This is a genomic window from Ktedonospora formicarum (genome assembly GCF_016587355.1).
GTDB lineage: Bacteria > Chloroflexota > Ktedonobacteria > Ktedonobacterales > Ktedonobacteraceae > Ktedonobacter > Ktedonobacter formicarum.
Map to the genome: position 1 here is coordinate 979252 of NZ_BNJF01000004.1, position 18462 is coordinate 997713.

Annotated in this window: 15 protein-coding genes; 6 read left to right on the forward strand and 9 right to left on the reverse strand. The window is 50.2% G+C overall.

Translation table 11 applies throughout. From position 1 onward, the window contains the following. The 4 genes from K3T82_RS35990 to K3T82_RS36005 are packed head-to-tail and all read left to right on the forward strand — an operon-like array spanning position 1 to position 8040. Positions 1–2853 carry a VirB4 family type IV secretion system protein gene (locus K3T82_RS35990; RefSeq protein ID WP_220198296.1) on the forward strand — a complete coding sequence of 951 codons (2853 nt, stop codon included), beginning with the start codon at positions 1–3 and terminating at the stop codon, positions 2851–2853. Then, positions 2846–5689, forward strand: a complete 2844-nt coding sequence (locus K3T82_RS35995; protein ID WP_220198297.1) for a DUF8128 domain-containing protein — start codon at positions 2846–2848, stop codon at positions 5687–5689. Before K3T82_RS35990 ends, K3T82_RS35995 begins: the two co-directional genes overlap by 8 nt. Beyond that, positions 5673–7577, forward strand: coding sequence for a replication-relaxation family protein (locus K3T82_RS36000; RefSeq protein ID WP_220198298.1), 1905 nt, complete (start codon positions 5673–5675; stop codon positions 7575–7577). The genes K3T82_RS35995 and K3T82_RS36000 overlap by 17 nt, the downstream gene beginning before the upstream one ends. A 37-nt stretch (positions 7578–7614) precedes the next feature. Continuing rightward, entirely contained in the window at positions 7615–8040 is a 426-nt protein-coding gene (locus tag K3T82_RS36005) for a helix-turn-helix domain-containing protein (protein WP_220198299.1), read from the forward strand. An 86-nt stretch (positions 8041–8126) separates the two neighbouring features. Here K3T82_RS36005 and K3T82_RS36010 read toward each other — a convergent pair whose 3' ends face one another. The 3 genes from K3T82_RS36010 to K3T82_RS36020 all read right to left on the reverse strand — a co-directional run bounded on the left by K3T82_RS36010 (position 8127) and on the right by K3T82_RS36020 (position 10406). After that, entirely contained in the window at positions 8127–8723 is a 597-nt protein-coding gene (locus K3T82_RS36010; RefSeq protein WP_220198300.1) for a hypothetical protein, read from the reverse strand. A 277-nt stretch (positions 8724–9000) separates the two neighbouring features. Beyond that, the gene (locus tag K3T82_RS36015; protein ID WP_220198301.1) at positions 9001–9717 is read right to left on the reverse strand and encodes a hypothetical protein; all 717 of its coding nucleotides are present in this window, start codon (positions 9715–9717) and stop codon (positions 9001–9003) included. An 86-nt stretch (positions 9718–9803) separates the two neighbouring features. Further along, a complete protein-coding gene (locus K3T82_RS36020; protein ID WP_220198302.1) occupies positions 9804–10406 on the reverse strand; it encodes a hypothetical protein in 603 nt (200 codons plus the stop codon). Between the two features lie 281 nt (positions 10407–10687). Between K3T82_RS36020 and K3T82_RS36025 the strand changes: the two genes are divergently transcribed. Beyond that, positions 10688–10930 carry a hypothetical protein gene (locus tag K3T82_RS36025; protein WP_220198303.1) on the forward strand — a complete coding sequence of 81 codons (243 nt, stop codon included), beginning with the start codon at positions 10688–10690 and terminating at the stop codon, positions 10928–10930. A gap of 983 nt (positions 10931–11913) precedes the next feature. Here the strand turns inward: K3T82_RS36025 and K3T82_RS36030 are convergent. Beyond that, positions 11914–12276: a hypothetical protein gene (locus K3T82_RS36030; protein ID WP_220198304.1), complete on the reverse strand. Its 363-nt coding sequence runs from the start codon at positions 12274–12276 to the stop codon at positions 11914–11916. A gap of 531 nt (positions 12277–12807) precedes the next feature. On the opposite strand from K3T82_RS36030, the gene K3T82_RS36035 reads away from it, so the two are divergent. Further along, complete coding sequence (locus K3T82_RS36035) at positions 12808–13203, forward strand: hypothetical protein (RefSeq protein ID WP_220198305.1); 396 nt, start codon at positions 12808–12810, stop codon at positions 13201–13203. 239 nt (positions 13204–13442) lie between these two features. Here K3T82_RS36035 and K3T82_RS36040 read toward each other — a convergent pair whose 3' ends face one another. From K3T82_RS36040 to K3T82_RS36060, 5 genes are all read right to left on the reverse strand, one after another. Continuing rightward, positions 13443–13997, reverse strand: a complete 555-nt coding sequence (locus tag K3T82_RS36040; RefSeq protein ID WP_220198306.1) for a hypothetical protein — start codon at positions 13995–13997, stop codon at positions 13443–13445. Next, positions 13998–14309, reverse strand: a complete 312-nt coding sequence (locus K3T82_RS36045; RefSeq protein ID WP_220198307.1) for a hypothetical protein — start codon at positions 14307–14309, stop codon at positions 13998–14000. 59 nt (positions 14310–14368) lie between these two features. Further along, positions 14369–15550, reverse strand: a complete 1182-nt coding sequence (locus K3T82_RS36050) for a serine/threonine-protein kinase (protein WP_220198308.1) — start codon at positions 15548–15550, stop codon at positions 14369–14371. 104 nt (positions 15551–15654) lie between these two features. Next, a complete protein-coding gene (locus K3T82_RS36055; protein WP_220198309.1) occupies positions 15655–17331 on the reverse strand; it encodes an APC family permease in 1677 nt (558 codons plus the stop codon). A 91-nt stretch (positions 17332–17422) separates the two neighbouring features. Then, positions 17423–18460 carry a GNAT family N-acetyltransferase gene (locus K3T82_RS36060; RefSeq protein ID WP_220198310.1) on the reverse strand — a complete coding sequence of 346 codons (1038 nt, stop codon included), beginning with the start codon at positions 18458–18460 and terminating at the stop codon, positions 17423–17425. Positions 18461–18462 lie beyond the last annotated feature (2 nt).

Here is an 18462-nt window from a genome sequence, read left to right on the forward strand (position 1 = left end):
ATGCACTCGATTCACCGCACACACTCCTCAAAAGAGGCAAGCCATAGACACCCCTTCCGTCAAAAACATCGCTGGGTACAGGAAGATATCATCAAAGCACGAGCGATCCATCAGCAGATCCTCTGTCTGGCATCCGAGACGCCTGGGTGCTTTGACTATGCAACCGTGCTTCAGGTCGAGGGTATCTGTTACGACCTGAAAGGTGAGGATGAGCAACACCTTATCAACGAATTGTACCAGGCCTTTCTGGCATCGCTGCCCTATGATATTCAGATTCTCTGGCGTGTCCTCCCTCTGGATATACAACAATATGGTTCCCAATTCACTCTCTCGGAGCGTGCTACGCATACCCAGGGCGCAGCGCCCATTGCTGAAACGGCACAGGAGCCGTGGCACCCTGTCGCGGATGACCATGCCACTCTGTTATCCCACCTGGGTGCGCGTCGGACGCTTTTAGAGCGCTCGCTCTATCTCCTCCTGAAAATCGAGGGAGCGCCACATCGCCAAGTGCCTGTGTGGCAACGCTGGATGCACGCCTCACACACTCGGCACAGCAGTCAGGCGGAAGCCTTTGAACAGGCCAAAATGGAACTCGATGTCCGCGTGCGCGAAGTCTCGCGTCTGCTTTCCAATATGGGCTTAGCTGTCAAGCGACTGGAAGGGACACGGATGCTAACGCGTTTCTATGCCTCCTGTGTCTTGCATGCTCGTCAGTCTCTCCCTGATGAAGTCATCGAGAGTGTGGGAAGACCCATTGAGGCCAGCGGTTGGTTGGCCCATCATCATGGATCTTCCCAGACGAGCGCCTATTTTTTCGAGCAAGATCCAACGAAAGCACAACGTGATGCTTCGGTCTCTGAGCAAGCGTCCCCCGAACGACACACCCAGCGAACACGAAAACGACCGACGCCAGAGCCCACCGTAGCTGGGCGAGATTTCACCCAATTGGCAGACCTCGTTGCGCCAGCGGGTATCGCTATCGAACGTGATTGCCTGCGTCTGGAAGATGAATATGCACGTGTCCTGGTCATCCATCACCTTCCTCGACGCGTCCATGCCGGCTGGCTCAAACCATTAGCCGATCTCGACGAACCCTTGGAGGTTTCCTTCCATATTCACCCCTATCCCTCGGCACAGATGATTGCGCAATTCCGGCGACGACAAATGGAATTTGAGTCATCGCTCTTAGCCTCGCGTAAAGGCACGGCCTCGGACCCACATACCCAAGTGGCAGCTGCCGATGTGGCTTCGCTCCTCACCAAGCTTGCATCGGGCGAAGAGCGAATGCTCGATGTGTCCCTGCATATCGTGCTCCGTAGCGCGAGCAAGCGGGAATTGAATGAGCGAACCCGGCGAGTGCTCTCTATTCTTCAGAATATGCAAGTGGTAGCTCGACCAGCCCTCTTTGAACAGGAACAAGCCTTTCGGTCCTGTCTGCCACATGTGCGCAATCATCTGAAGGACGCAGGAATGCTCCTCAATAGTCGCAGCGCCTCAGCCATGTTTCCCTTCCTCTCCAATGCGCTCTACCATCCCACTGGCATTTTGGAAGGGGTCACACCAGCGCGTGATCTGGTCACCTTTGATGCCTGGTCCCATGATATCCCCAACGCGAATCGGATTGTGCTTGGCCCACCTGGATGGGGCAAATCACATGCCGTCAAAAATGGGGTTCTGCGTCTGGCACTCAAATATGCAGTGGCACAGCAACAAGCAGAGCCAGAAGCAACCAATTTCCAGGCCATCATTATCGATCCCGAGGGGGAATATGGCTATCTCTCAAGGCTCTTTGGCGGCAGTATCATCCGTCTCGCTCCTGGCTCGGCCCAACATCTCAATCCTTTTGATCTGCCCAAACCAACACGAACGCACGACAAAGAAAGTCAGCAGGAGGATCATGGAGACCGCCTGGCGGATCATGTGCAAAAACTCCATTCTCTGCTTGATATCATGCTCGCGGATCATACCCCAGATGGTGCGGGAAAGGTTGGTGCAGAAGAGAAGGGGCTCCTGGATCGGGCGCTCTTTGAAACCTATCGCCGAGTTGGCATTACCAGTGATGTGCGCACCCATGATCGTCAGGTGCCCTTGATGCGGGATCTCTATCAGGTTCTGGAAAGTGGCGTGTGTGGACCAGATACGACTGGCCTGCTTCAACGACTCCATCGCTTTGTTTGGGGCAGCCTCTCCGGTCTCTTTGCAGATCAAACCAATGTCAATCTGGATGGTCGTGTCCTGACCTTTGATATTCATGATCTGGAAACGGAGTTGCGCCCGGTTGGACTCTTTCTCGTCTCCAATTTCATCTGGACACAATCCTATCAGTCCACAATCCCGCGCCAGTTGATTATCGATGAGGCAGCGACGCTGATGCAATATGAAAGTGGAGCCCTTTTTCTGGAAGACTTTGTGCGTCGAGCGCGCAAGCACTATATCGGTGTGACGGTCATCTCTCAGCATCCACGTATCTTTGCGCAGAGCTCCATTATCGCCAATTGCGCGGTCCATGTGCTCATGCGTCAGGATGTGAGTACTCTTGATCTGATGAGTGAGCTCTTCAAGCTCTCTTCGCATGAAGTCCAGCTCTTGCGGCGCTTAGGTGTAGGTGAAGCCCTCTTTCTAACGAATGAGAAACGTCTCCAACTGGCCTTTGAAGCCAGTCCCTTGGAGCATATTCTGGCGAGCACCAATCCGCGTGAACTGGCTCACTGGCGAGCCGACTCCAAGTTTCAGCACATTGAGCAGGTCATACACCTGCTCCAGAACGACCGAGCGGAACCCGCACAACTGCATGAGGCCCTACGCACCCTGGTCCAGAGCGGCTTGCTCGATGGCGAGGTTCATCATGCCTAAAAACACTTTTCTTCCATCACGTCAGCAGGCAGCATCTTACGCGCTTCAGATTATCCCATCCACACAGAAGCAGGATGATCCCAGCGCGATGACTGCTGCTATCCAGAGCTTCGCACTCGACCAGCGGCATCCTCTGGCTCTGGAACTGGTGGGAGAGCATCAGCAGCGCTCATTCCTCATCCGGGCCACAACACAGGCAGCACTAAAGCATGTCGAGTCGCAACTCCGCGCTCGCTACCCGCATGTGCGCATCGAGCCAGTTGCGCCACACACTGATCCGTTCCGTCTTGAGAAAGAGGAAGTTGCCTCCATGCTGGAATTGAAAGCAGGGGCGGCTTCCTATTTGCCCCTCCACACCTGGAGTCGAGAGGGAAAGCTCCCCTCCGTGGCAAGCACTGATCCCATGTTAGGGCTGCTGGCAGCGCTTGATGATGTTCCCGAGCAAAGGCGCGTGATCTCCCAATTGGCCTTCGTGCCTGCCAGGGCAGGATGGGCACGTAGCTACCAGCGAAAAGCCGTTGAGCACGCATTGGAGCCAGAACGCCGCGAGCAGCAGCACCATCTCTCCACAACTCGCCTAGCAGGGAATGTGCCCACAACGGGGACACTCTTCTTGATGGGTAGCCTGCTTGCGGTACTCCTGGGGATAACACATTATGTGCAAGCCCTTCCTCCCTGGATACAGCAACCACTTCGTGACCTCCTTCATGGGCACCTTTCAGCACGCTCACCACTGCTCATCGGAGGAATGCTAGGGCTACTCCTCGTGCTATTCACTGGTTTCGTGCTCGTTGACCAATTCCGTCGCCGTTTCTTGCAACGCCCACTCTATGATATGCGTCTCGTTGCGAGCAAGACGACGTATTCGGCCTACCATGTGCGTCTCCGGCTCTATGCTATTGGCCCGGCTTCATCGGATACAATGGCAGTCAACGGTAACCAATCATCATACCAGGATACCCAGCAGGACAACATGGACCTCTTACAAAGACTGGTTGCGGCCTATCGACAGTTCCATTTAGAAGCTGGCAACTATTTCGTGCCAGTCAGAGCCACCCACTGGGCCACGATGCGTTGTGTGCGTGGGCTTCAGTGGCGGCGCTGGTCCTGGGGCTGGTGGTCGGATGTGGCTCGCTCCTCGCATCTGATGAGTGTTGAGTCGGTGGCTGATCTGTGGCATCTGCCCGATCCTTTCCTCCTTCCACATTTGGCGCACCTGGCCTACCAACGGCATCGCTCCCTGCCACTCCCCTTGTCGCTTGCGCATGCCGCATCGACCGGGCATCAGATAGGGTCCAGTGAACACGCAGGGCATGTGATGCCCTTTCACTTCCCCACCTCCTGCCGACGCCATCACATGCTTATCTGCGGCAAATCTGGTGAGGGCAAATCGACCCTGATGGAACATCTTGTGCATGACGCCATGCAGCAAGGTGGACTTCTCGTCGTGGACCCACATGGCGATCTGGTCGATCATCTCTTACCTCTGGTCCCAGAGCAACGGATTGAAGATGTAGTGCTGATTGATTTGAGCGAGACAACGTATGCCGTTGGCCTCAACCCCATCGATGCCACAATGGGTAAAGGACGTGATAAAGCTATTGCGGATCTGTTACGAACCCTGGCCCATATCTGGGTCAACAGTTGGGGGCCACGTATGGAAATCTCCTTTGAGTATGGCTTGCGAACCCTCTATGAGGCCAACAAAGCCCTGCTCCAACAGGATGTGTACACGGGTGCCTCCAAACAGTACACCCTGCTTGATGTCATGCCATTGCTCACCGATGAGAGTTTCTGCCATACTCTGCTGGAACATATCAGCGACCCCTATCTCTTGCGCTGGTGGCACACCTATTATGAACCACTTCCGCTCGCCATGCAGCGCGAACGTATTGATCCAGTGCTCTCCAAGGTCGCCAAGTTCGAGAGTGAGATTGCGCGCCGTATTCTCGGTCAGGGCACCTCCACGGTTGATTTCACAGCCTGTATTCGCCAGGAGAAAATCATCCTAGTAAAGCTGGCAAAAGGGGTTATTGGGGAGGATACAGCTCGCCTGCTGGGAGCCACGCTCCTCGGACTTCTTCAGATCACTCTGGAAGAACAAGCCATGCTGGCAGAGCATGACCGACGCTTACTCCCCATCTTCATTGACGAGTTTCAGATCTTACAAGGCGTCGATTGGGGGGGATTGGCAGAGCTGCGCAAATACGGTGCAGCTTTTACCCTGGCAACGCAATCGCCGGAGTTCCTGCGTGAGGTGGACGCTCACCTCCTCCCCTTGGTGCTCGCGAATGTGAAGCATCTGGCTGTCTTTCATGGTTCAGCGCAAGATGCGCTCCTGCTTGCCAAAGAGCTGGAAGTGAATGAAGAAGATATCCTGCATCTCGATGGCCATCAATGCTATCTCAAGCTCACCTACGAGAATCAGCGTCAACCGACCTTTTCGCTGGCTCTGCAACGCCTCCCTGTTGGGCACCCAGAACACAGTGAACGCATACGCACCTATGCGAGAACCCATTTGATGCATTCCATCAGCCAGATAGACAAGCAGCTCCTCGAATCTGTCGCCCGCCCGTTGAAAAGCGTGCCGACAAGGGGACAAGAGGCTCTGAATCGCTCTGCTCCAACCGCAAAACATTCTGGCGAGGAGAGAGGTTCTCTCCTCGATGCGCATGGCACACGCCTGAGCAGCTATCGTGGACGCAAGAACCAGGAGAAGCGCTCCAAAGAAGCAGTCAAGACTGCCAACATCGAGGCGATGGGATGGAAAGAGACGGTTGGCACCCAAGGCCAAGACACGCAACAGGAGGAGAGTGTTCATGCACCCACAAACTAATGAGCCTGTTCCTTCTCTCATCGCAGACTTGGAGAACGACCTGTCGATGAACGAGCGCATCCTACTGTGGCTGCTCAAACAACCGTTGCAACGTATCGGTGATCTGGCTTTCACACTCAAACGACACGCCTCCTCCATTTCGCGACATCTTGACGTTCTTGAGAGGCAAGGGCTGGTAGAGCCGATACGCGTCTGCCTTACCGAAGCAACTCTCTATTACCTGACCACAGCAGGCATTGGCATCGTGGCTGATATTCTAGGGGCTGATCCCGTGAAACTGGCTCAGGTGTGGAAAGCGGGAGAACGTCATCTGCTGGGTCAGCTTTCTCGTCTCTCACCATTACTACGCCTGCGGGATGTGGTGCATGGTTTCGTTGCACACACACCAACCAGGCTCGCGCATTCAGGAGGCCATACCGCCACACTGCGCTGGCATCAGGTACAGGAGTATACACATTCGTTTCTCTTTAAGGGCAAGCCAGAACGCTGTCGTGTTGATGCCATACTCGCGATGGTTCGCCCTGCACTTCATGGAGATAATACACAGGATGAGGCGCTCTTTAGCGTGCTATGGATGCTCGATCCAGGGCTGGTTGGACGAGGAGATCTGCGACTCATTCAGCAGCGACTCGAAGCCCTTCTCAAGTTTCGCGAAAGTGCGGAGCGCTGGCCCTGGTACTCGCATTTTCCACCATTACTTATTCTTACGAGAGACACACGAAGCCGTACCCTCTGGCAGCGGAGAGCAAAAGCAGCCAGTGAACGTCTGCGCGTTGCGCCACTCGTTGGGGCTATAGCAAACCTGGCTTCTGACACAGTAAGCTCGCGCAGCAATCCCTGGCTCCTTCCGTGGCAACATCTCGCGACAGAACGTCCCTGTCACCTTGAGGAAATACTGCATCCCATGCCCACGCAGGCTACCCTCCCGCATGTGTTGGCACCCAAAATGATGCCTCCAGGGATCTTTGCTCTCAGCCAGAAGAAAAGCAAGCAGCCGAAACTCATGAAAGAAACCTTGAGCACACACATATTACTCAATGGAAAGGATAAACGAGAAAACATAGCGCTCCTTGGTCTTCAACTGAGTCAGCGGCATCTGGAATGTTTGCTAAGGCTCTATGAACATCCTCTACTTTCACGTGATGAACTGGCAACCTTCACACGTCTTCAACCAGATACCGTTACACGGTATCTTTACGACCTCCGCAAACATGCCTGTATTGAGAGATACGATACCCCGCATGCGAAACGTTACGCCTTGAGTGAACGAGGGGGAAGATTCATCGCTATGTACCTACAACTCTCCCTCTTGCATGTATTCGAGTCTTCCGCATCGGGAGCATACGTTCAGCGAGGCGTACCTCACCTGCTCCGCCGAATCGCGCATACGGCTGGTATCTATTCCTTCCTGGCTCGAATGCAGGAGGGGGCGGAACGAGAGGGGCATGTCCTGGAATGGTGGGAGACCGAGGAACGAAGCGCGCGCCGCTATCGAATGCAAGGTCAGTGGCATAATTTTCTCCCTGATGCCACCTTCTGTTATGCCGCCGGGGCCAAGCGCTTCTGCTCCTGGCTGGAATGGGATGAGGGCACAATGCATGCCAGAGATCTCACGACGAAATTCTCCTCCTATGCTCATTATCTTGAAACCCAAACCTGGATGAGAGAGTATGCAACCCTACCCATTCTGCTTGTGGTCGTGCCTCACCCAGGACAGGAGCAGAGAATGTCTCACGTGGTGCGAAACGCTCTAGAGGACACTTCGCTCGTCGTCCGAGTAACCACAACAACGCGCTTAGACGAGAAGGGACCGCTCGCGGAGATTTGGCATCAAATCCTTCCACCTACTAAAAACCAACAGCGAGGACTTCTTGACGTCTCACACTAGCAGAACCATGGAAAGACTATTCATGAAAGGATCGCTCATGCAGATTTCATTTGCCACTCGTTTACGTCAGGCTCGGCTAAACCAACAGTTGACCCAGGAAGACGTGGCTGAATATCTCGATATTGCCACCATTACTGTGGCGCGGTGGGAACAAGGCAAAGCCATACCCAATATCTTCTCTGTACAACGTCTCTGCCAACTCTACCACCTTTCACCCAATGATCTTTTAGCGATAGAGGAAAATAATGAAACTGAGGCTCCGTATGAAGCACTCGGACAGGTCTATCAGATCACCATCACGTTGCAGCTTTCTGCACCATCTGCTACAGAACAATACGAAACGCCGCCGTTTTCATGCTCAGGGGAACAACTCTTCCAGGCTCTTCTCCTACTACACCACCTACCTCCGTCAGAGAATTTTATACAGCTACAAACGCATGAGAGAAGAAAACTCATTGGATGAGGAAACTTAAAGCCCTTAATGACTTTAACATATTAGTAGGGCTATGTAACTAAAGCCCTACTAATATGTTAGATTTCCTCTTCGGGCTAACAGTCGATATTCAATGACGATAGCGCTTGCACTCCAACTTCCCCACTATGCCCGAACCAATAGACTTTTTGTGAGTTCTTAAAATATTGTCTAAATCCGTTACCTTGAGTGTCACTGGCAAAATATCCAGGGTAATTGCCATCAGTTGATGATCCACCGTTCGTAGCGCATCCTTGTAATTTATATTCGGTTGCTCTATCGTTCCAACTTTGACCGCAGGTGCTATACAAAATGTTGCTACAGTCTCCTGGAATATCTGTTAGATTGATAAACCCCTTGCCTGTAAAGCAGACAGAATGAGCTGGAGCCCAAACATCTGAATAATCGTCGTACAAAATAACCTGAGCACTACCACAGTTGCCAGTTACAGAGGTATTGGGTATTACGCCGTTTAAAGTATGATCCAGACAAGTGAACGTTGCAGGTTTTGAGCCATTTAAATGCACAAGTAAATGAGCGCATTTATTTTGAGAGGAATTAGATGCCGTCTTGTTTGCATGAGTATGCGCGAGAGCGCTCTCTGAAAAGAAACTAATAAACAATATAGAGACAAAAAAACTGATAATAAGTACCTTCATGGAACTTTTATGCACTTTGGGCTTCCTTTCACAAAGTGATAATCATCTGGCTAGGAATTCTTCTTTACTAAGCGATGCATGCATAACGACAAATGTGTCATGTTGGCAAACTTTGCTAATTTGATAACTACTCAGGAGCCTTTTAGGGTATTTTGAGAGCAAGAGTACATTTATTGATGTCAGAAATGGCTCTTCAAGAACCATTTCTGAGCATTTAATGTTCGTCGATGCTATCTATTGATGGCTGGGGACTTAAAAAGCACAAAACATGGTTGGAGTAGTTATTAAGTTTTTACTCTATACCAACGCTGACATCCCAATATGCTCCGCTAAACATGAACAATGTAATCCTTGCCACTGCTCCTTGAATGTGAGCTGGGCCATTGAAAAAAGCTTTGTTAATTTGAGTTATCTCACCAACAGCTGGTGCTGAACCACTGCTGTAGGTCTCACCACTGTAGGTCCACAGTAAATACCCATTTGCGTAGAATGTTGGGTTTCGGGCTCCAAGACTGCATACGTTGGCTCCATCAACGTAGAAAGGCTGTTGAACATCATAGGACCAGAGAACAACGCCGTAGATATTTGTACCTTGTACGTATCCATGTGCCGTACCCCCATAGTAGCAACTATTGGGATTTGCTGCATCTTGTGGGGAAGCAGATTCTGCCTTGACGCTCCATTTGATTTGAGTAGGAATGCTACGGATAATGTTTCTAACTTGTGGAGAAAGATCCGTTCGTTTTAACGCTGCTTGTACTTTAGCTCCGTTTCCACGGTCAATAGTGCGCTCAGTTCCAGTTTGGATTTGCTTCGAGGTAAGATGAATATCTGTACCAATAGTTTTCTGTGGCAATAATGATTGAATTAGCGCGATATCGGATTTCGTTAAAACCGTTTGGCTACCAGACAATGTGGCAGCTTGAGCGCTGCCAGAAAAGCAAAGTAGAGCCATCAAAACTAGACATGAAATCATTATGCTAATCTTTAAACACGTTGATCGCTTCATAACATGCTTTCTCCTTATGCATAAAATTCTGCATGCAAATGACACTTTGTGGTATGGTGCCAAAGACGAACTACTAAACTCCCGAACTAGCAATCGATATATATCGATGAAAGACTGTCGTTAGCAAGTACTCCATTGATACCAGTAAAATCTTTTGCTGATTTACTGATGTTATCTTTGAAGTATTGTTTTTGGCCATTGCCATTTGAATCTTTAGCAAAATATCCAGGGTAATCAGGGTTTCCTGATTGGGGTAGGCCAGTTAAAGCGCACCCATGTAAAGAAAAACCACTAGCTTGATCATTCCAAGAAGTGCAATGGCATAGTGGAACGTTGTACCAAGCTGGCGCATAGTCGGTCAGGTTAGCAAAACCGTTGCCAACAAAGCAAAGATAATCTCCAGTAAAACTTGTATCCCACCAAATCGTGACCTCTGCACTGTCACAGTTACCCAAACCTATATTAGGTTGAACTTCTTGTTTGCTATTATCAAAACAAGTTATTGTTGGTGCGTCTTTTCCATGTAGGTGAACTAGTCGATGCCCACAAGGGTCCGAAGGTCTTAAAGCAGCATTTAGGGGTTTAGCTGTGGAATGAGCGCTAGCGGGGGGCGTGTTGAACGCTATTCCTAAAAATAGCGTTGAAAACATAAAAAATACTAAACAAATCTTTAGCTTCCATTGACGCATCTAAAAGCATCCCTTCTTTTAATGCAAAAACTCTTAAAGCTAAACAGTAGCCTATAAATATATAACATATTAGGAAACAGTAATACAAGCGTTTTATATCACTAATATCTTGAAACTTTTATATTGGCAAGTTCCGCTAAGGCAGCAGATATAAATAAAATCCTGCTAGGGGATTGAGCTTTACATGAATATTAGATATACTTATGAGTGAAATACAGTAGGATTAAACCATATAAAAGTGGAGTTAGCCGTTATATTAAAGAATAGGGAAGAAAACGCAATTGAAAAATATTCTATCAATTCTTTTCATTGTATTTGGGTTATTTGGGCTTTTAGTTACTTCCACTTCTTTACCAGGCGCGTTTTTGATCATAATTATTTCGATAGGTTGTATATTGACTGGGATTGTTCTAATTGTTGCCAATGTTTTATATAAAGTCCCATCTAAAGACAAAATAGTAGCTGAGAAGATTTTGGGAAAAGCGGAGCAGGAAAAGCAGACTCAAGCAAGAAAAAAAACATAATAAAGTATATCTATCGAGGCTAGCGTAGAGAATCAAAACAGGTCCAACGCGTAACCAAAGCATTGGCGAAGGATAGGCCAATGTTATCTGAGGCAATCTCGAGCAGCAGTTTGCAGTCGAGCAACTGGAGAGAGCCAAGCAACACATTTTTGAGTTCCTGTCGTTTGAGCAGATTTCCAGACCTTCTTAAAAATTAAGTTCGAGCGTATAGGAGGCAGGAAAATATTCCAGATGAATGCGCTTGCCTGCACCATAAGTCAAAAAGCCCTTGATGACGAAGAAGACAACTGCAATGGGTTGGATGATAGACGATACCAAAGTAATATTTGATCAACCAGGCTACTCACTCGGCAGTCCAAACATTGCCAAGGGGCTCGAAGGTTTTGCTCCTTGGTCGAGAAAACTAGGTAATTGAGCTCGTTCGCTCCTAGATCAATTTGGGGTAAGGATCAGGGTGGGGGCACAGTTCACAATACATCGATTCCTTGAGCTAGTAGTTTGCAGATTCATTGGATCACGGTTCCTCGCGAGATGCCGAGATTCCTTTGTCTCCAATTAGCGCATGTACAATTGATAGGCCAACAATATTCGTCCTTTGCGGTAGTTGGAAGAGGTGTTCAGACCATTTGAGATATGGGTTAACTAATATCTTGTAGAGGTTCGCGTAAGAATCGCCAATCCGTCGTTGGAGGGACATCATATAAATCTATGTTCTCGTATAAATTGAGACAAAATCATCTCCAGAGATCTTTGTATTTAATGGATTGTTTGGGCAAATGAGCACTTAGGTCACAATATAATTACTGAATTCACACAAATTTAAGGGCCTACACAAATGGATTTGGATCTACGTCCTTGCGATTGAAGGATGAGGTATTACCTCATCTCAATCGCTTCAATCGCAATCAGGATACGAAACCGCAGATTTCATAGGTTACGAATGATGTGTTCTGCTTGCTTATCTCCACAAGAAAACTCATTTTTCACCTGGGAGGAGGGATAACTAGTGTTTTTCTACATAAACTAATAACAAGATTAACAATTATACTGATGCTCATCATAATCACCCAAATGAGAATAAATATAGCCCATCCTCCTGCGCCAGAGCTAGTCTGTCCGGGATATAAAACGTAGTCTATAGTCATCAATGTCAAACACAACACAGGAATAAGTATTGATATGATGCGTAACTTGATTAGCCTAGTGTTTCTTTTTTTTTGTGGTATAGGATATATTTTGTCACCTGGCTTGATGGGATAATTCATCATATCTTTAAATGGCGTAGAAGTTTGTAAGATACTTTGTTCATCTTGTGAACCCTCAAAGCCCATAGACTGTTCCTTCATAATGAATCATCCTTTCTGCTAAAACAAATATATATGAAGCTAGTGTACAACACCTTATACGTTTATGGTAGATTAAATTTTAGTCTTTTAGAATGTGCTTTGAGATGGTAAAGTTGAGAAGCCTTCTATAGCGTATGGAAGCAACTATACTCGTTTGGACAGTATAAGAATTATGACGAAGATATTACAGAGATGTGGGTCAGCATAAATGAAGCCCTCTTCAAAGAATCGGTGGAAGAAAGCTTTCATAGCGCGGTTTGCCATCCCCATGTGTGAGTAGCCCCAAGGGTATTGACAGCATCATAGCTGTTGATCTTGATACTGGCGATCTATTCGAGAATCAGCACTGGAAAGTATGCATTGCTTTGACATTTCTCTCCCACATGCTCGTAAGAGAATCTGGCATGAAGGATATTTAATTTGCATGCATTTATATAATATAAAGGGATCTCAAACACCACAAACATTTCAGCGCAGGTGCTGCGCTGGACCAGGAAAGTGAATAGACACTACGATAGAGGAGGTCCACACATGAGTCAAACCATTTTGTTAATCGATGGAGAAAACACCGCATCTCGCTTGACACATCACATTGTGCCGAAAGCTTTGCAATTTGGTGACATGCTCTACAAAGGGGTGTTTGGATGCACGCAGGCACTTGCCAGTTGGCAGACAGCCAGTCTGGGGTATCATCTGGATACTCAGGAGATCCTCTCTCGGTGGCATTGCGCCACCGAGAGAGGATCTCCTGAGTATCCAGTCTGCGGCCTGGGGCTTCTTCGAGCAGGGGATCAAATGCATCTGCTTGGCAACACAAGATGGTGGTTTCGTGCGATGCGTGTTAGCCCTACGTGCTTGTGGCTGCTCTGTCATAGGGATTGGTCGATGTCCATCAACCAAGCTCAAAAAGGCTTGCTCACACTATGAAATAGTGCGCTAGCATCTTCGTCTTTACTTCACTTTCCTGGTCTGGCGCAGTCTCTGTATGAGCAGGGCGCTCTGGACAAAAGCAGAGATGCAAGAATCTGTCATAAGGAAATTATCCTTGAATGTGATGACCTCCTCATGGCAGATTCTCGACTGCTCATATCCCTCCCCATTCACGTGTACTCCTGTACCACCACACTTAGCTTGCATCTGAAGAGCACACTATCACATCCACGCCATCAACCCTCGCTTTTACTGAAAGCATCCAACCCACCTCTCAAGATCGTAATCGTTGGCACTTGCGCAAGAGAATTGCAGAGTGAGGAGTGTTCTTTCAGCATGTAACCGGTTTCCAGAATGGAGGCAATCTCGATTCCACATCTCCGCAATTTGGGCCGCACCCGCGATAACAGGTTACGAACTGGCCTCATCTCAGCATCCCATGTCCCCGCTTCAGTAGCCTCCTGGAGACGTTCATGTGCCTGAGCAGTGGTCGATTCCGTCACCCGACCCCAATTGAGGCTCGCCAACAGCGTAGCATATGAACAGTAATAGGGAAATGATTGCAAGATGGGTAACAACACACAAATTTCGGCAGTGGTAAACTGCTCTTCCTTCACCAAGACAGGGATATTTGTCCCGCCTTTTGCCTGGATAGCAAGCAGCAAGAGCGTCCCTAAGATGGGGTTGAAGATCAAGGTGGTAGCTGGAGGGAAAAGCCCTTCCAGCACAAATACCATCCCTTCGTGATCTTTCTCTGTGAAGTAGGCAGGAGGCGTCCTGGCACGCGCCATTTATTGGTCCTCTTTCCTTTTCCGATTCCGGGCAACACCGCCAAGTTGCCCAATACGGCGATAAAAGTCTGGCCCCTGGCTCCGCTTGGTGGCATTCCCGCCCTTTCTGCCAAGCGCATGAAAATGTTCTGAACCATACTTTTGGACATTCGCACGCCCACCTTTTTGGGCAATAGAGCTGTAATACGCAGGGCCACGCGTGTTTTTCACCACCATTCCTCCCTTCTTGCCGATCCGTTGATAGTGATCTTCGCCATATGTCGCACGAACCTTTCGCACCCCATTGGAATAGCCTGAGACGTTCTTTCCCATCGATTATTTCCCTTCCTGTATCTGCCGTATCGTCATCTCCACTTGCCAAGCATCAAATATCATCGCGCAAAATGGAGCATCACCACTTCAAGCAAGGTGAGACCGCCAATCCAACACAGTGCCGTTCGCCACTCATGAGCCGCAGAAAATGGAGGCAAGTCCTCGATACGAAGATGCCCAGCCGTCTCCTTTGGCTCAGCTGGCCCAAAGATGAAAGGAGGCAATCCTCCCATGGAAGGCTGTTGCCGAAGGTCAGATGGTGGCCCTGTGAGAGCTGTGCCGACGGAGATAGGCTTGCCTTCCAGTCGTTGTTGTGGCTCCGTTGGCGGGGTTGTGGCAACCGGCGCGTGCTGTCGGTAGACAGAGAGTGACGTCGTGAGGACGGCAGGGTTTCTCCCAAGCGCCTCATAGAGTTCGGCTGGATGCTGATAGCGTTCCTGTGAGTTGGCATGCAACCCTTTCGTAAGGATGGCATTCATACGAGGGCTCACACGCGCATTGAGCCATTGGGCTTGTTGGATTGCCCCACCCTTTTGTCTCTGTGTATGTGGATGCACTCCTGTCAGCGCGTGATACGCGCAGGCCAGTAGGGCATAGAGGTCGGCGCGAATATCTCCCTGCCCAGAAAACTCAGGAGGGTAGTACGGAAAGAATGATGAAAAGTGGTGGGGTTTATGGACCGTATCAAGCGCTCCACTCGCCAGCAGAAGTGCTGGCTGACTTAGTATCCAACGTGTGTCTGAAGACATGGTCTTCAAGACGAGGTACGAGGGGTGAATGCCTCCATAGGCTCGCTGTTTCATGCCTTTTCTCGCATGCAGGTGCGCGAAGGTATGAAGAGCTTCAATCACCGAAAGGCAACACCATCGCACATCCTCTTCCTTCATAGCTTCGGTATGCATCAGCCCGGCAAGAGATTGTCCTTGTGGAAGCCCAAAAACAAAGTAATGGGCAGCCTGTTCTGAAAACATATCCTGGAGTTGGAGATATTGCGGATGACCTTGCAGGGCCAACAAGGTCTGCAACACTGGTTGTAGTTGTCGTGTGAGTGCCGATCCTGTTAAAGGCATGTGTATTTCCGCGATCAGACAAGGCTGTTCTCGTCTCTCTTGGTGCTGCTTCGCACGTCCCACCCACCAGGCTTCGGCTATCTCGTGTAACCATTCTGACCGGACGAGCGGATGAGCGATGAGGTAGCGGCCTTCTTGGAGTGACTGCGCGTTCTTTGTATGGATAGGCATATCTGCTTTCCTCTTTTTTCTTTCTTGACATGTAAAGAGAGGGAACTACGCGCCCAACGACAAATGATGGCTTCCCCTTGCCACTAGTTCCCTCTCCAACGAGACTACTCTTCTTGCGTTTGGTCTTTCGTTTCTTTTGCGGATATCGCTTCCTCAGCGCCTTCATGTTGCAAAATCAACCCGATCTGTTCATACCGCTCGGGGGAATGCCTTGAGAGATACCAGGCATATCCAAGACCAAGGATGATCCAGAGCACCACAAAGAACGGTAAGATATTCGTTGGGAAAGGGGTTGGAGCAAAGCCAAGCGCGGTGAACCAGCCGCCAATGAGTGGTAGTGGTGGTAAGACATACGAGGCAAACGGTAACAACAAGAGCAGCGTGCTGGCAAGGGGCACGATCATATGAGGCACCACTCGAAACTCCTGCTGACGACGAGCGAAGAACGGAACCGCCACATTCGTGAGGATATAGACCAGAAGCAAGCACATAGTGACGACGCTGGCAAGCCATTGGAATGAGCCAATGCCACTCGTCTGGGTAAACGCGCCGTGTGGAAGCCCCAAGGCATAGGAGACAGTGCCATCGACATTGCTCTTTTGCACAATGAACCCCAGAAAGATAATGACCAGACCTGTAAAACCAGTCTGCGTCCATCCTGCTATATAGGGACTGCGCCAGCGTGGATGCGCGCGACCAAAGAGCGCGGGCAACACCTGCTCGCGCCCCATGCTAAACACATAACGAGCCATTACTTGATGCATGGCAAAAGCACTGGCGGCATTGGAGGTCACCACTAGAATGACAAGCGCCGTTCCCAGCCAACTCCCAACATAGTGATTCGCGAGGACAAGGTATTGTTGAGGGGCTGTCGCAATGTTGCCAAGCGTCCCTCCTGCATGCTGCCAGCCGACCCCAATAGTTGCCGCGTAGCTGGTCACGACATAGAGCACGGTTAATCCAATGAGCAAGCTATACATCGCGACTGGGATGGCACGTCTGGGATGGCGCGTCTCCTCGCCATAGGCCGCAGCCGTTTCAAACCCGACGAAGGCTAAAATACCGAGCACCATCCCAATGCCGATCCCAAGTATGCCTCCTGGCACAATCCCGGCAAGTGTGGACCCGGCAGGGGTGAACGTATGGAGCAGGTCATGACCTGAAGCTCCCCCCTTGAGCAAAATCGCACCGTCCAGCACCAGGAGAACAAGTACTTCCAGCAGCGCGAAGGGGGCCATGACCCAGAGTGACAGTTTTACATCAAAATGGGCAAGCACTCCGACGATCAGAGTTAGGAGCAACGCATACATTACCCAACCGCCGGGAAGAGAGAACCCGAGAGAGGAAAAAGCGTTCTCTAGAGAGCCCCCGACGGTAGCCTGCAATGCTGCTTCAAAGAGCGCGTAGGAACCCAGGAGCAACCAGCCAACCTGAAAGGCGGCTTCCTTCCCGAGAGCATGACGAATCCAGGTGCAAAAGCCGCCTGCCGAGGAGAGCCTCCTGGCAAAGTACACAACCGAGATCCCCAGCAAGAGCACTCCAATCGCCGAGAGCACAAAGACCAGTGGGGATGCCGCCCCAGCCTGAGAGGCGATCACTGGCACGTTAAACAACATCGAGGCTGCGGGGGCAATGGCGGCGATACATAGCATGGCAATGCTCCATGCTCCCAGAGCATTTTGGCGAAGGTGGTGCTGATTTGGTATGCTACGTGAGGAGGCAGCCTCCGAAGCCTCGCTCTGGCTCTCCTGAGATGGTGCCGTTTCCTGAGATGATGACATGTTGTCGCAAGTCCTTTCGCTGCAAAAGCATCTGAGTAATGAGCACAAAAAACAGTTGTTGATGAAGGTAAGCACAGGTGCATACATTCCGCTATTTCACAGAAGGAGCATGTAAGCGCTGATAGGTCGTCCACAGTGGCTTAAAACCGCACCGAGACCAGAAGCGTGTGGCGCTTGGATTGTCAGGGTTATACCAGAGTAAGTAGCCATCCAGGGTTAGAAGCCGCCGCATTTCTGCCCACATCTCAAACGAGGCTTGTACCAAGCGGCAACCAACACCTTGTCCACGAGAAGACGAGGTTACGCAGACATTATCCAGGCATCCATAGTGTCCAGGAGGCGTGAAGCCAGGCTCATCTGTGTTTCCGATCTCAACAAGCGTATTCTCCGCCATCCCAATGACGATTCCTGCTGCATCCGCTACCAGGACCGATGGTGCCCCCTCAACGATACTTTTCTCCTCCCAGATGCGCGCCAGCTTCGCACGAAATGCGCGCAGTACAATTGGGCTCTTGCGTACAAAGGGCGTGTAGCGCTCATGAAAGGTGAGTTCTTCCTCGAAGAGAGCCACTAGCGCCTCTTCATCTTCCGGGTGCGCATAGCGTACCGTGAACGACGATGACGACTGTAATTCATTCAGAAGGGGCTCACGACGCAATGCGCAGACACTATCAAGAGCAAAGCCGTGTAAGAGCAGCAATGGTTCTAGCCAACGATCATGGCTCGGCCAACGAATCAGCTCGCCTGTCGTTTGCTTTACACGCCAAAATGTTGCCAGCGCGAGAAGGCTCATTTCGGCAACGTCATGAGCATCATCATCCTGGGGATCAGGAAGGACCAATGCCTGGGTAATACCATTTCTTGAGGTCAGAAAGGCGTGCAAGAGACTCGTCTCGGGAAGGGGCCAGATGCCTGGATGCACATATCCACGCACGCGTCCAGATGGTCCCAGAATGACGGCGCCATCCTCAAGGCCATGTTGAACCCTGTCTTCCAGATCAATCACACTCCGTTCAGGATGCAGACGTGGATCAATTTTCCTTTGACGTTGCTCCTGTCGTTGCCAGAGATCAATGATTGAAGGAATCATTGCAGGAGCGTCCTTCACAAAAAGCAGAGAATGTGACATCG